Origin of the sequence: Martelella mangrovi (assembly GCF_040545495.1) — a bacterium.
GTDB classification, from domain to species: domain Bacteria; phylum Pseudomonadota; class Alphaproteobacteria; order Rhizobiales; family Rhizobiaceae; genus Martelella; species Martelella mangrovi.
Genome location: NZ_JBEPLY010000003.1, coordinates 394,429 through 408,876, shown reverse-complemented (window position 1 = coordinate 408,876; position 14,448 = coordinate 394,429). Strand labels below are relative to the sequence as shown.

Below are 14,448 nucleotides of genomic sequence, written 5' to 3'. Positions count from 1 at the left end.
CAATGCGTTGAAACCATGAAAAAAGCAAGATTTTACACGATCCCATTTGTTTTCGCCCTGGCGCTCCTGCCGGTGACGGAACCGGCTGCGGCCCACGAGCCGCTTTACAAGAACGGTCGGCAGATTTTTCTGGTCGCCCCGGACGGACGCCAGCTCGACTACATCCCCGAATATGGCAGCGTGGTCATGGGCACCGACGCCGAGGGCAGGCCGATCCTGCTCGACCGGTCCGGCAACCTTGTGGCCACCGAAATGTCGGCCCGGGAATATCGCAGCCTCCGGGAAAACCGTGGTGGTCCGGCAAGCCTGGCCGAGCGTGGCTGGCACCGCAATGACCGGGGCTGGAACGGTGATCGCTTTGCAAACCGGCCTGACCGGTACAACAACCCGCCGCGCGGCTGGAACGAAACCCCGTCCGAGAGCTATGGCTTTCCGCCGCCCCCGGACATCCCCGCGCCAGCCGCCCCCGAACCCGACAGGGCTCCGGCAAGGGCGCAGGCCAATGCAAAACCGGACATGAATGTCGTGGCGCTTCAGGTGTTTCTGGACCGCAACGGCCTTTCACCGGGCGTGATTGACGGGCTGATGGGCAATAATGTCCGCAAGGCGCTGGACGCCTACGCCGAAAAGAGCGGCCGCCAGCTTGATGCTGACGCCGACAGCGAAACCATCCTGCAATCGCTGTCGCTGGAAGGCGGACTGCCGGTGAAAAACTACACCATTACCGCTGAGGACGCTGCCGGCCCGTATGTCGCCAGCATTCCCTCCGATTATGGCCGCAAGGCCGAGCTTCCGGCGCTTTCCTACACCTCGGTTTCGGAGATGCTTGCGGAAAAATTCCATATGGATGAAGGCTTTCTGAAGGCGCTTAATCCCGACGCCGATTTCTCCCGCCCCGGAACGGTGATCAAGGTGGTCAACCCGGGCGGAAAGCAGAAAGGCGCCGTTACCCGCATCATCGCCGATAAAAGCCTCAAGCAGCTTTTCGCCTATGACGAGGCAGGCGCTCTGGTTGCCGCCTATCCGGCCACCATCGGGTCGACGGACACCCCGTCTCCGTCGGGCACCGTCACGGTCGAGCGGGTGGCGCTGGATCCCAACTATACCTACAACCCGTCGAAAAACTTCAAGCAGGGCGACAATGACCGGGTCCTGACCATCAATCCGGGGCCGAACGGACCTGTGGGCAATGTCTGGATCGCGCTTTCAAAACCCAGCTATGGCATTCACGGTACGCCCGATCCCGCCAAGATCGGCAAGACCTCCAGCCATGGCTGCGTGCGCCTGACAAACTGGGATGCACAGGAACTGGCCGCAATGGTCAGCCCGGGCGTCACGGTGGAGTTCGTCGAGTGAACCGGAGCGGTGCCAGGCCGTTCCTGACAAACGTCAGAAAACCGGGAAATCGAATATGACAGCGGGCAAAAACAGCCCCGCTGCACCTTCGCAAATGTAAAATTCTGGTCTATAAAAGAACGATAGTTTGGCGTTTTTCGAATTACCTTTTTTCAGCGTCTGAAACAGCAGGCGCATCATCAGTTTTCAGCGGTGTAAACCGAACATGGACGATATAACTTCATTTGAGATCATTGGTATGTTTTCGGAAATCGCGGCAGCGGTTTCCCGCAACAGTCTCTGGCTGAGCAGGCTGGACACGATTTCCGGCGACGGCGACCACGGGGAAGTCATTTCCTCGGCATTCATTGCCATGGAACATCAGCTGGCAGCGCTCGATCCGTCATCGGTCACGCCCGCCCGCGTCTTCGACATGGCCGCCGAAACCTTTCTGAAAATCGATTCCGCCTCTGCCCGGCTCTACGCCTCCGCCTTCCGGCGGGCCGGCAGCCGCCTTCCGGGAAGCCACGTCATCAGCGAGGATGATTTCGACCGGGCCTTTGCCGCCATGGCCAGCGGCATCATCGACCATGGTCAGGCAAACGCGCCGCACAAGAACATGGTGGACGCCTGGAAGCCCGCACTCAAAGCCTATGAGGCCGCACGGGACAATGGCCGCCATATGGCCGACTGTCTGACCGCGGCAGCCGATGCAGCCCTTGCAGGCTCCGAGCCGGCGACCGACAACGATCCCCTGCCCTTTGCCCATCCGGACAAGGTGATGGATGCCGGTTGTGCATCTGCCGTTCTGATCATGCGCTCGATGCGTTACGCGCTGCAGGATTAGCATCTTGGCATCCGTTTAGCCTCCACCGGCCTTTTCTCCTGCACGGGCCTGCCCTACATCATGGTCATTCATTGCCGTGACAGGATATCATGCCGAACAAGACACCCGCGATCTACTGGATCCGTCAGGACCTCCGCATCAACGACAATGCCGCGCTGATGGCCGCGGCCAAGGGCGACCGCCCGGTGATCCCGCTTTATATCCGCGAGGATGACCTGGCCGGCGCACTGGGCGGCGCCCAGGCCTGGTGGCTGGAACGCTCGCTTGCCCGCCTTGGCGAGGCCTATGATGAACTCGGCACCGGCCTTGTGCTCAAAAGCGGAAAACCCGGGACGATCATTGCCGACCTGATCGAGGAGACCGGCGCCGAAACCGTTTACTGGAACCGGCGCTACACGCCCGACGGCATGCGCACCGATAAAGCACTGAAGCAAAAGCTGCGCGATGACGGCATCGATGCGCAGAGCTTTGCCGGCCGGATCCTGCACGAGCCGTCGAAATTCGAAACCAAATCCGGTGGCCCCTACAAGGTCTATACCCCCTTCTGGAAGGCTTTTTCCGCCGACCCGCGAATTGCCGATCCGCAGGATGCGCCCGACAGGCTGACAGCGCCCGATACAAAACCGCAGAGCGAGCGGCTTGAAGACTGGAAGCTTTATAGCGGAAAACCGGACTGGGCCGCCGGCTTTGACGATATCTGGACGCCCGGCGAGGCCGCGGCGAACCGCCAGCTCGACCGGTTCATTGACGCCATCGCCGAACACTACGCATCATCGCGCGACCGGCCGGATATCGAGGCAACCTCGATGCTGTCCCCGCACCTCGCACTTGGCGAGATTTCACCGGCCACCATCTGGCACCGGGTGGGGCGCGCCAAAGACCTGTCGTCGGAAAACAGGAAAAAATTCCTGCAGGAGCTGGTCTGGCGGGATTTCTGCTATCACCTGCTGTTTCACGCCCCCGATCTGCGCACCGAAAACTGGAACAGCCGGTTCGACGGCTTTGCCTGGCAGGACAATGACGAAGCCTTCGACGCGTGGACGCGCGGCCGCACCGGCTATCCGATCGTCGATGCCGGCATGCGGCAGCTCTGGCAGGAAGGCACGATGCACAACCGGGTGCGCATGATTGTCGCCTCCTTCCTGATCAAGGATCTGATGATCGACTGGCGCAAGGGAGAGGCATGGTTCCGCGACACGCTTGTCGATGCCGACCCGGCGTCCAACCCGGCCAACTGGCAGTGGGTGGCAGGCTCGGGCGCCGACGCCTCACCGTTTTTCCGGATCTTCAATCCGGTGCTTCAGGGCAACAAGTTCGATCCGCAGGGCGATTATGTCCGCCGCTATGTACCGGAGCTTGAAGACATGCCGGCAAAACATATCCACGCTCCCTTCGATGCACCGCGCGATGTGCTCGATGCCGCCGGCGTGACGCTGGGCAAAGACTATCCAAAGCCTCTGGTCGACCACAAGAAAGCCCGCAACCGCGCGCTTGCCGCCTTCGAGAAGATCAAGGACTGAAATGGGTTTGCGCAAATGCTTTAAAACGGGCAATCGCATACCTTGCCTGAATCCCGCCAAAGGCGTTTCTGGGACGCAAAAATGCAAGGATTTTCGACCATGACGACATCAGACTCGGTCATCGACCTCATCGGCAACACACCGCTGGTCAAACTCAGGGCGGCTTCCGAGGCCACGGGCTGCACCATCTACGGCAAGGCGGAGTTTTTAAACCCCGGCCAGTCGGTGAAAGATCGCGCCGCACTCTACATCATCCGCGACGCCGAACGGCGCGGCCTGATTGCGCCCGGCGGCACCATTGTCGAGGGTACGGCCGGCAATACCGGCATCGGGCTGACCATGGTCGCCAATGCGCTCGGCTACAAGAGCGTGATCGTCATTCCCGAAACCCAGGCGGAGGAAAAGAAGGACGCGCTGCGGCTCCTCGGCGCCAAGCTGGTCGAAGTGCCGGCCAAGCCCTATCGCGATCCGAACAACTACGTAAAACTCTCCGGACGGCTGGCCGCGCAACTGGCAAAGAGCGAGCCGAACGGCGCAATCTGGGCCAATCAGTTCGACAATACCGCCAACCGCGATGCCCATATCGAGACCACGGCGGAAGAGATCTGGCGCGACACCGACGGCAAGGTCGACGGTTTCATCTGCGCCGTCGGCTCGGGCGGCACCCTTGCCGGCACCGCCATGGGGCTGAAGGCGAAGAACCGTGACATCAAGATCGGCATTGCCGATCCGGAAGGCGCCGCCCTCTACGAATTCTACAGCAATGGCGAACTCAAGAGCGAAGGCGGCTCGATTACCGAAGGTATCGGCCAGGGCCGCATCACCGCCAATCTCGACGGGTTCACACCCGATTTCGCCTATCGCATTGCCGACAGCGAGGCCCTGCCGCTGATATTCGATCTGGTGACCCAAGAGGGCTTGTGCCTGGGCGGTTCATCGGGCATCAATATAGCCGGCGCCATCCGGCTTGCGCGCGAACTCGGCCCCGGCCACACCATTGTCACGGTACTTTGTGATTATGGAAACCGGTATCAGTCGAAGCTCTACAACCCTTCCTTCCTGAAGGACAAAGGCCTGCCTGTGCCGGAATGGCTGACGGCGACAACGGAGATCGCCGTACCGTTCGAATAGAAAGTGACCCATGCCTGTTGATGCCCTGTTCCGTGACAACTTCTACCTTGCCAGATGCGATGCGGTTGTCACGGCGGTGCATGATGACGGCACATTCGAAACGGACAGAACCTGTTTCTATGCAACGTCCGGCGGCCAGCCGGGCGACACCGGTATTGCCCGGCGCGCCGATGGTTCGACGCTTGCGCTTGGCGTTACCCGCCACGGCGAAGGCAAGGATGTCATCCTGCATGTGCTGGCCGAAGGCGAAACCCCGCCGCATCCCGGCGAAACACTGTCTCTTGAAATCGACTGGCCGCGCCGGCTGAAGCTGATGCGCATGCACACCGCATGCCATCTGCTTTCCGTCGTCTGTCCCTACCCGATCACCGGCGCCTCCGTCGGCGAGGACGAATCGCGCGTCGATTTCGACATGAGCGAAACCGTCGACAAACAGGTGGTCAGCGACGCGATGATGAAGCTCGTGGCCGAAGACCATCCGATCTATGTCCAGTGGATCACCGACGCGGAACTCGCCGCCAATCCGGATATCGTCAAATCGAAGAATGTCCGCCCGCCCATCGGCATGGGCCGTGTCTCGCTTGTGTGCATCGGCGCGGGCTCGTCGGTCGACAGTCAGCCCTGCGGGGGAACACACGTGCGAAGCACCGCCGAGGTCGGCCCCGTCCACATCGGCAAGGTCGAGAAAAAGGGCCGTGAAAACCGCCGTTTTCGTATTCGCTTCACCGCGTAAGCCTATCAGTTTTTTCAAGGAGTTTGAGCAAGATGAGTGCTGAAAGCCGGTATATTGTTTCGCCGGAATGGGTGGCCGGGCGCCTGAACCGCGCCGGATTTTCCGTCATCGACGCCTCGTGGTATCTGCCCGCCCATAATCGCGACGGCAAGGCGGAATATGCCGAAGGCCATATTCCCGGCGCGGTGTTCTTCGATCAGGACGCGCTCGCCGATACCACCACCGGTCTGCCGCACTCTCTGCCCGCTCCCGAATTCTTCGCGGCCGAAATGGGCAAGCGCGGCATCAGCGAAACAGACACGATCGTGGTCTATGACGGGCCCGGCATCTTTGCAGCACCCCGCGTCTGGTGGATGCTGAAAATCATGGGAGCCGGCGATGTCTATGTGCTGAATGGCGGCTTCGACGGCTGGAAGGCTGAAGGCCACCCGGTTGAAACCATCGTTCCGGCACCGCAGCCCGCCACTTTCACCCCGGATTTTCAGGCCCACAGGGTGACCTCCTTCGAGGCGATGCGCGAAGTTGTCGCGTCGGGCAAAAGCCAGATCGCCGACGCCCGCGGCGCGGGACGTTTCGAGGCGATCGAGCCCGAGCCCCGCCCCGGCATGCGTTCCGGCCATATGCCGGGTGCGAAAAACCTGCCCGCAACGGCGTTTTCTGAAAACGGACGGTTCCGCTCCAACGATGAATTGAGGGCAATGTTTACCGAAGCCGGGATCGATCTGGACCAGCCGGTGGTGACCAGTTGCGGGTCCGGCGTAACAGCGGCCATCATCACCCTTGCGCTGGAAAGCCTTGGCCATACGGATAACAGCCTCTACGATGGCTCCTGGTCACAATGGGGCGGCCGCGATGATACAGAGATTGTGACCGGGAAGGCGTGAGCACGATGGAAAACCAGCAGCAGACACCGCTCAGCGTCCATGTCACGGAACTGGAGATGACGGCGCCGCCAAAGGCACACATCATTGCGCCGTCCAACCTGCATCTTGCGCTGATGCGCGTTCCGCAGATACCGCTGCCCTTCTACCGGTTCTTATACCGTCAGGTCGGAACCCGCTGGGAATGGGTCGACCGTATCCGCATGAGCGATGAGGAACTTTCCGCCAACGTCCACAATGAGCGCACCACCATCACCGTGTTTTATCTGGAGGGCGCGCCGGCCGGCTTTTACGAGTATCAGCAACAGGATGGCGGGATCACCGAACTCATTCATTTCGGCCTGTTCGAACGCGCGCTTGGCCTCGGTGTCGGCAAATGGTTCCTGCTTCAGGGGCTGAAGGCGATGTGGGCCGACAAGCCCGAAAAGATCATCACCGCCACCAACAGCCTCGACCATCCGCGCGCGCTGCAGCTTTACCAGCAATTCGGCTTTTCGCCGGTATCGACCTACGAAAGCGAAATCACTCCGCTTTCGGATGCCGAGTTGCTGGCCTTCACCCGCAAGCTTTAGCAACGTCCGGCAATCGGATGAAACCCGCCCGCTCCGGTCTTCGGCGGCGGACGGGTTGTTTTATGCGGTCAGTGCTCAGCCGGCGCCGTACCGTCATCCGGCGTTCCGGCATTTTCCATTTTTTCGGCAAGTCCCAGAAGTTCGGCAACAATCGTAGCGCTTGCGCCCGCATCCTGTTCCAGCCGCCGATCAATCACCTCACGCAGATTGAGAAATGCCGCCTCCACGCTGCGCGGCAGGTTATCGCCGCCGCGGGCGCGCTCGCGCTTCATCTGCCGGGCGCTCAGCCGCTCCGCCACGGCCTGCAGCGCCTTGAGCGCCATCGCCGCCTCCGGCGCCTGCTCATCGAGATAGGCCCGGCCGCTTTCGGTAATCGCGTAGGATTTCTTGTTGCCCTCGACCGTGGCGATCACATAGCCGCCATCCTCGAGATAGGAGAGCGTCGGATAGATGACGCCCGGGCTGGGTGAGTAGAAACCGCCGCTCAACTCCTCGATTGCCTTGATGATCTCGTAACCGTGGCGCGGTTCATCGGCAATCAACTGCAATACCAGAAAGCGCATACGGCCATGGCCGAGGAACCGGCCGATACGGCCGCCGCCATCATCGCCACCAAAGCCGTGACCACCACCCCGACCGGGTCCACGCCCCGGCCCGCGTCCGGGCCCCCGCCCCATTGCGAACAGCGCCCGCACGTCACAATCGCACCAATCGTGATGCCTGCCAGAATGTCCGTGCATGTCAGCGTCCTTTCGATCATGTTTTCGATATATCGAAATATAGATCGAAGAGAAGCCGGTTACAAGATTTTAGATATAACGAAATAGTATCTTATTGCGGTTTCGGGTCTCATGCCCCTGCCAGTCCGCTTCCGAAACCCTGTCCAGCCCGCAACAGAATTTCCTTGCGGGAAACGGTTTTCTTCACTGAAAAAACAGATTATTGTTCGAAGAAGAACAATAAAATTCGCAGGGAGTTCGAAAATTGGACCTGGACGATATCGATCGTGCAATCATGAAGGCGCTTCAGAACAATGGCCGCATCACCAATGCCGAATTAGCGGAAACCGTAGGTCTATCACCATCGGCATGCTCACGCAGGCTCGACCTTCTAGAAAAGAGCGGCGTGATCGAGGGCTACACCGCCAAGATTTCCCCCGAGGCGCTCGGATACAAGATGACGGCGCTTGTCCACATCTCGCTGTCCGGTCAGTTCGCCCGCACGCTTTCCGAATTCGAGGAGGCCGTCAGGCGCTGCCCGAACATTATCGTCTGCTACATGGTCTCCGGCGAATATGACTATGTAATGCGTGTGGCGGCCAAGGACCTGAAAGATTATGAGCGCATCCACCGCGACTGGCTTTCCGCCCTGCCGCATGTGGTGCAGATCAATTCATCCTTCGCGCTTCGGCCGATCATCGAGCGCCTCAATGTCGATGTCGACGAAGCCTTCGTCACGCCGCCGGCTTGATCATCAGTAACCAGTTGTCGCCATCGGCCTGCCAGTCGGGCGCTGTCACCAGCGCCTGCCGCGCCTTCTCGACAAAGCCGAGGCGTTCGTAAAAACGCCGGGCCGGCGCATTGGCTTCAGAGACGATCAGGCTGATATCGTTGGTTTCGGAAAGCCGGTCCGCCTTGTCGAGCAGGAAGGAACCGAGCCCGCGCCCGCGATATTCCGCATAGGCCGCCAGAACGTGAATGTGGAACGTTCCTTCGGCCTGCCGTTTCAGGTCGCGCAGCGGGCTCATGACCGGATGATCGATTTCGCAGCCATAGCCCGGCGCCGTGTCGGCAAGCGGATAGGCAATCATCAGCGCAGCGACATCGGAGCCGAGTGTCGCGACCGTGCCCTTGGTCCAGGAGATCGCGCTATCTTCGCGGGCGGCACTTTCGCGGCCGGCCTGCCAGGGATCTTCGGCCCCGCCCTCAAGCTGCCCCCAGCACCACAGCGGCAGGCGATGGCCGGCAATGTTGATCAGCCGCACCATATCCGGCACATCCTCGCGGGCCGCATTTCGGATCGTGAAACTGGTAACCAAACTTCCCTCCCGTATTGACGGCCGGCATGCCTGCGAATAGCCTGCCTATTGTTTCCGTAAATCGGCATAAGGTTGGTGCGCTTTCACGCCCGATGTCAACCGCCTGTCACATGACGGTGCGAAGCGATGAACGTGTTCCAGCATTTCCCTGCAAACGACGAACCCCGGAGCCTTCATGTCCACGCCCGTACTGTCGTCCCTGATCTCGCGCCGCGCTCTTCTGGCCGGCATGTCCGCAACATCGGCGCTGATCGTTCTCCACCCCTTTGCCGCCAACGCCACCGGTAATCAGGCGCATCTGCGGCTGATGGAAACCACGGACATCCACGTCAACGTGCTTCCGTATGACTATTATGCCGACCGCCCCAACGACACGATGGGCCTTGCCCGCACCGCCTCGATCATCGATGCCATTCGCGCCGAATCGACCAATTCGATGCTGATCGACAATGGCGACTTTCTGCAGGGCAATCCGATGGGCGATTACGTTGCCTATGAGCGCGGCATGAATGACGGCGATATCCACCCCGTCATCAAGGCCATGAATGTGCTCGGCTACGAGATCGGCACGCTCGGCAATCACGAATTCAATTACGGCCTCGACTTCATGTTCAAGGTCACGGGCGGCGCGAATTTCCCCTATGTCTGCGCCAATCTGACAAAGGGCGCCCTTGCGAACGATCCGACACAGGACGACCTGTTCTTCAAACCCTACATGATCAAGGAGAAGATGATTACCGACGGCGCCGGCAATACGAGCCCGGTCAAGGTCGGCTTCATCGGCTTCGTGCCGCCGCAGATCATGGTCTGGGACGAAAAGAACCTTTCCGGCAAGGCCAATACCCGCGATATCGTCGAAGCGGCCGAAGCTTGGGTTCCAGTGATGAAGGAAGACGGCGCGGATATCATTATCGCGCTCTCCCATTCCGGCATAGACGGCTCCGGCCCGGCGGAACTGATGGAAAATGCCTCGCTTTATCTTGCCGGTGTTGATGGCATCGATGCCGTCTTTACCGGTCACCAGCACCTTGTCTTCCCCGGCCCGACCGATTTTCAGGGCATTGCCGGCGTCGACCCGGTCAAGGGCACGCTGCAGGGCAAACCGGCCGCCATGGGCGGCTTCTGGGGCTCCCATATGGGCCTTATCGACCTGCTTCTGGAAAAGGACGGCAACAGCTGGAAGATTGTCGACTTCACCACCGAGGCCCGTCCGATCTATCACCGCACGGAAGACCGCAAGGTGGTGGCCGATGTCGAATCCGCCCCCGCCGTGGTTTCCGCCGTCAAGGCCGATCACGACGCCACGCTGGACTATGTCCGCACCCCGGTCGGCAAGACATCCGCGCCGTTGCAATCCTATTTCGCATTGGTGGCCGACGACCCCTCTGTGCAGATCGTGTCACGCGCGCAGACCTGGTACACCAAGGACATGCTGAAAGACGGCGAATACAAGGATTTCCCGGTCCTTTCAGCCGCCGCGCCCTTCAAGGCCGGCGGTCGCGGCGGCCCGGATTATTATACCGAAGTCCCCGCCGGCGACATCGCCATCAAGAACGTTGCCGACCTCTATCTTTACCCCAACACCGCCCGCGCGGTTCTCATCAACGGCGCGCAGGTCAGGGAGTGGCTGGAAATGTCGGCCGGCATGTTCAATCAGGTCGAACCCGGCGCCACGGATGCGCCGCTCCTCAATCCTGATTTTCCGTCCTACAATTTCGACGTCATTGACGGCGTGACCTACAAGATCGACCTGTCGAAACCGGCGCGCTATGCCAAGGACGGCTCGCTTGCCAGCCCGGATTCGCACCGCATCGTCGATCTTGCCTTCGACGGCAAACCCATCGATCCCGAACAGCAATTCGTGGTGGCGACCAACAACTACCGCGCCGGCGGTGGCGGCAATTTTCCGGATATCGACAGCGACGTCATCGTCTTCGTCGGTCCGGATACCAACCGCGACGTGATCGTCCGCTATATCGTCGACCAGGGCACCATCAACCCGTCGGCCGATTTCAACTGGACCTTCGCCCCGATGCCCGGCACCACAGCCGTGTTCGAAACCGGCCCGCGCGCGGCGGAATACATTGCCGATGTGAAGGGCGCGAAGATCGAAACCGCCGGCGACGGCGAGAACGGATTTGCGCTTTATCGGATTGTTCTGTGATCAGAAAAATCGCGCTTTACGGGAACCCCCGGGGGCGGAATATTTTCCCGCCCCTCAGACTACTGACAAAGCTCACCCCCTCGTTCGTTCGTCATACCGGCCTTGAGCCGGTATGACGGCGGGGAAGGAGGCGAAACCGTGGTTGCTTGCGGGGTTTGTCAATAATCCGAGCCGGCTAGAGCATTTCAGACTGAAATGGAATCGTTCTGCGGCAAGGAATTTGCGCCAAGACCAAGGGCTTTGGCGCTGGGCATAGCCCTAGCTATGTCCAAGTCGAAGACCGCCGGTAATGGCGCAAATTCATGCCGCCCTTCAGGGTTTGCCGAAACCGGCCATCCACTTTGTCGAAGCCCTTCGCCATAGCTATGGCTATGCCGCGCGGACTTCTTCGCGTGGAATGACCGGTTTGGGCAAACAGAACTGTTTCCATTTCAGTCTGAAACGCTCTAGGGCCGACTGACCACATCACCCCTCACGCAGCATGTCCCAGACGGCAGCAACCAGCTGCTTGAGATTGTACGGCTTCGGCAGGAAACCGAATTTGGCGTCGTCGGGCAGGTTCTTGGCGAACGCGTCGTCGGCATAGCCGGAAACGAAGATGAACTTCAAATCGGGATATTGCCCACGCGCCTCGCGCAGCAGCGTCGGTCCGTCCATTTCCGGCATGACAACGTCGGAGACGACGATATCGACTGCGCCTTCCAGTCTTTCGAGGATCTTCAGCGCGTGCACGCCGGTATCGGCCTCATGCACGGTGAATCCGCGCATTTCCAGCATGCGCTTGCCCGAGCGGCGTACCGCATCCTCGTCTTCCACCAGCAGCACCACGGCGGACTGGCCCGTCAGGTCCATATCCTCCTCGCGCGGCGCCTCGTTGTCGCTTTCATTGCCCTCGGAGAAGGCCGCGGCAATCGGCTGGCCCCTGTGATCCTTAGGCGCGGCAACGGCTTCGCTTGCCGCCCGGGCATGGCGCGGCAGAAGAATGAGGAAACGGGTTCCCGTACCAACCTCCGAGATTGCATGCAGAAAACCGCCGGACTGGGTGACGATGCCATAGACCATGGCGAGGCCGAGACCGGTGCCCTTGCCGACATCCTTGGTGGTGAAAAACGGTTCGAAAATCTTGTCGAGCACTTCGGGCGCGATTCCCGTTCCGGTATCGGCCACCTCGACCAGCACGAAATCGCGCTCCGGCACCTCACGCAGACCGAGCGCGGCGACCTCGCCGGCGGCAATATTGCGCGTGCTGATCGTCAGCGTGCCGCCGCCCGGCATCGCATCGCGGGCGTTGACACAGAGATTGGTGACCACCTGGCCGAACTGGCCCGGATCGGCTTTCACCGGCCACAGTTCGCGGGCAAAATCGGTCGTCAGCCTGATGTCCGATCCGCCCGTCAGCCGCTCGATCATCATCCGGTTGTCGCCGATGACATCGTTGAGGTCGACGACCTCGGCGCGCATCGTCTGCTGGCGCGAGAAGGCAAGCAATTGCCGCACAAGGCCGGATGCGCGGTTGGCATTGCGCTTGATCTCGACGAGATCGGCAAATTCTGGGTCCGAGGCCCGCGACTGCAACAGAAGATGGTCCGCCGACAACAGGATGGCCGTCAGCACATTGTTGAAATCATGGGCAATACCGCCAGCAAGCGTGGCAACGGCATTCAGCTTCTGGGTGCGCGCCATCTGGGCTTCAAGCGATTTCTGCTCGCTGATCTCAATGGCATAGACCAGCGCGACCGTGTCCGGCCCCGAGCCGCTGGCGGCATGCACGAAAAAGCGGAAGTGACGGCCGTCATCGGTCGCATGACGCACCTCGAAGGGGGCAATCTCGCCCTGCCCGTCTGCGGCAGCTACCAGCGCCTCGCTCACCCTGGTCTGATCGTTTTCGTCAATCAGACTGGCGATACGTGCGCCGCGCCCGATATCCTCGCGCTTCAAGAGGTCGGCGAACATCGCCAGAAAGCGGGTGTTGGTGGTCAGCAACCGACCATCGCGGTCAAGCGTTGCAATGGCCATCGGCGTGTCGTCGAAGAAATGGCCCTGCGTCGCCCCGGCGCCGCCACTGCCCTTGCTGTCTTCGCGCTTCACTATCACCGTGCGGCTTTCCGCCGGGCGGCCGTCGCGGTCGGCGGTCACATCATGCAGCAGCGTGACCGGCAGGTGACGGCCCGATGGCAGCCTGAGCGATACATCCAGCGTTTCGGTCACCCGCTGGCCGGCCTCGACGCCAAGGGTTTCAAGCAGGGTCATGCCCTCACCGTCGACGATATCCGCCAGCGCAACCGTGCCGGCGACAAAACCGGCCAGATCAATGCCGATCCAGCTGGCAAGTGTGGCGTTCAGATAACGGATCTTGCCGTCGGAATCACAGGTCAGGAAACCGACCGGCGCATGATCCAGATAATCAATCGCCTTCTGCAACTCCTTGAAATAACGCTCCTGTTCCTGCCGTTCCTCGGTGATGTCGCAGATCTGCCAGATGTTGTAATTGCGGGTATGCGCGCGGCTGTCGGTTACCGGGAAAAAGCGGCTGCTCAAACGATACCACCGCGCCGTGTCCCCGTCCCTGCCGGACAGTGCGCGGGTCAGCCGAAACTCTTCCTGACCGTCCTTGCCGGCGCGCACAGACTGGGTCAGTCGGTAGAGCACTTCCGAACTTTCAGGCTCCTCGGACAGAAGCGACTCGAGGCTTGGCGGCACACCGCCCCCCTCATTGCCGGTCATCCGCCCGTAAGCCGCATTGGCATAAACCATGCGGTCGCGATGATCAGTGATCACGACGGCTTCCGGGTACTGGTCCAGAAACGGTCCGGCGAAATGATTTTGCCGTGCGCCGGGAAACAGCTGCACAAGGCCGGTCAGAACGGCCAGTCCGAAGAAAACCCCGAGGATCGCAAAAAGGCCCAGAATCGCCAGCAGAATATCGTCCGGCAGATAGCCCCGATACTGATAACCGAGCGTGATGATGGCCGCCAGAATCAGCAACACCAGCGCAAGCCTGGCGAAAACGCCGGCCCCCGGACCACCCCGGACCACAGGCTTGCCGGCCTTTTCGCTCTGTCGATCCAATACCATTGCAACCTCGTCATCTGCGCCTGCCGACAGGAACAGCACCCCGCGGCGAAACATTCATTCAGTCCTATCCGGTTCGCAGACGGATAAAAACACCGCCGCCCGCAGCGCGAACCCAAGCCCGGCCCGAAGGCCAGACTTCTTCCATTATGGCG

Annotated in this window: 12 protein-coding genes; 9 read left to right on the top strand and 3 right to left on the bottom strand. The window is 60.7% G+C overall.

The features are described 5' to 3' along the window. The first annotated feature begins 15 nt into the window (after positions 1–15). The 7 genes from ABID12_RS06565 to ABID12_RS06535 all read left to right on the top strand — a co-directional run bounded on the left by ABID12_RS06565 (position 16) and on the right by ABID12_RS06535 (position 7,019). A complete protein-coding gene (locus ABID12_RS06565) occupies positions 16–1,356 on the top strand; it encodes a L,D-transpeptidase (protein WP_354433563.1) in 1,341 nt (446 codons plus the stop codon). Positions 1,357–1,561: 205 nt separating this feature from the next. Further along, a complete protein-coding gene (locus ABID12_RS06560) occupies positions 1,562–2,182 on the top strand; it encodes a DAK2 domain-containing protein (protein WP_106304665.1) in 621 nt (206 codons plus the stop codon). A gap of 89 nt (positions 2,183–2,271) precedes the next feature. After that, positions 2,272–3,702 carry a cryptochrome/photolyase family protein gene (locus ABID12_RS06555; RefSeq protein ID WP_354433562.1) on the top strand — a complete coding sequence of 477 codons (1,431 nt, stop codon included), beginning with the start codon at positions 2,272–2,274 and terminating at the stop codon, positions 3,700–3,702. Positions 3,703–3,801: 99 nt separating this feature from the next. Then, a complete protein-coding gene (locus ABID12_RS06550; RefSeq protein WP_354433561.1) occupies positions 3,802–4,833 on the top strand; it encodes a cysteine synthase A in 1,032 nt (343 codons plus the stop codon). Positions 4,834–4,843: 10 nt separating this feature from the next. After that, the gene (locus ABID12_RS06545) at positions 4,844–5,566 is read left to right on the top strand and encodes an alanyl-tRNA editing protein (protein WP_354433560.1); all 723 of its coding nucleotides are present in this window, start codon (positions 4,844–4,846) and stop codon (positions 5,564–5,566) included. 32 nt (positions 5,567–5,598) lie between these two features. After that, positions 5,599–6,450 (top strand): 3-mercaptopyruvate sulfurtransferase, encoded by an 852-nt coding sequence (gene sseA / locus ABID12_RS06540; protein WP_354433559.1) that lies wholly within the window; start codon positions 5,599–5,601, stop codon positions 6,448–6,450. Positions 6,451–6,455: 5 nt separating this feature from the next. Continuing rightward, a complete protein-coding gene (locus tag ABID12_RS06535) occupies positions 6,456–7,019 on the top strand; it encodes a GNAT family N-acetyltransferase (RefSeq protein WP_354433607.1) in 564 nt (187 codons plus the stop codon). 68 nt (positions 7,020–7,087) lie between these two features. Here ABID12_RS06535 and ABID12_RS06530 read toward each other — a convergent pair whose 3' ends face one another. Continuing rightward, on the bottom strand, positions 7,088–7,759 hold the full coding sequence (locus tag ABID12_RS06530) for a PadR family transcriptional regulator (protein ID WP_354433558.1): 672 nt from the start codon (positions 7,757–7,759) through the stop codon (positions 7,088–7,090). A gap of 244 nt (positions 7,760–8,003) precedes the next feature. Between ABID12_RS06530 and ABID12_RS06525 the strand changes: the two genes are divergently transcribed. Further along, entirely contained in the window at positions 8,004–8,489 is a 486-nt protein-coding gene (locus ABID12_RS06525; protein WP_106304687.1) for an Lrp/AsnC family transcriptional regulator, read from the top strand. Here ABID12_RS06525 and ABID12_RS06520 read toward each other — a convergent pair. Continuing rightward, a complete protein-coding gene (locus ABID12_RS06520; protein ID WP_354433557.1) occupies positions 8,473–9,057 on the bottom strand; it encodes a GNAT family N-acetyltransferase in 585 nt (194 codons plus the stop codon). The genes ABID12_RS06525 and ABID12_RS06520 overlap by 17 nt on opposite strands. Positions 9,058–9,232: 175 nt before the next feature. Between ABID12_RS06520 and ABID12_RS06515 the strand changes: the two genes are divergently transcribed. Next, entirely contained in the window at positions 9,233–11,221 is a 1,989-nt protein-coding gene (locus tag ABID12_RS06515; RefSeq protein ID WP_354433556.1) for a bifunctional 2',3'-cyclic-nucleotide 2'-phosphodiesterase/3'-nucleotidase, read from the top strand. 465 nt (positions 11,222–11,686) lie between these two features. Here ABID12_RS06515 and cckA read toward each other — a convergent pair whose 3' ends face one another. Beyond that, positions 11,687–14,296 (bottom strand): cell cycle histidine kinase CckA, encoded by a 2,610-nt coding sequence (gene cckA / locus ABID12_RS06510; RefSeq protein ID WP_435528184.1) that lies wholly within the window; start codon positions 14,294–14,296, stop codon positions 11,687–11,689. Positions 14,297–14,448: the final 152 nt, after the last annotated feature.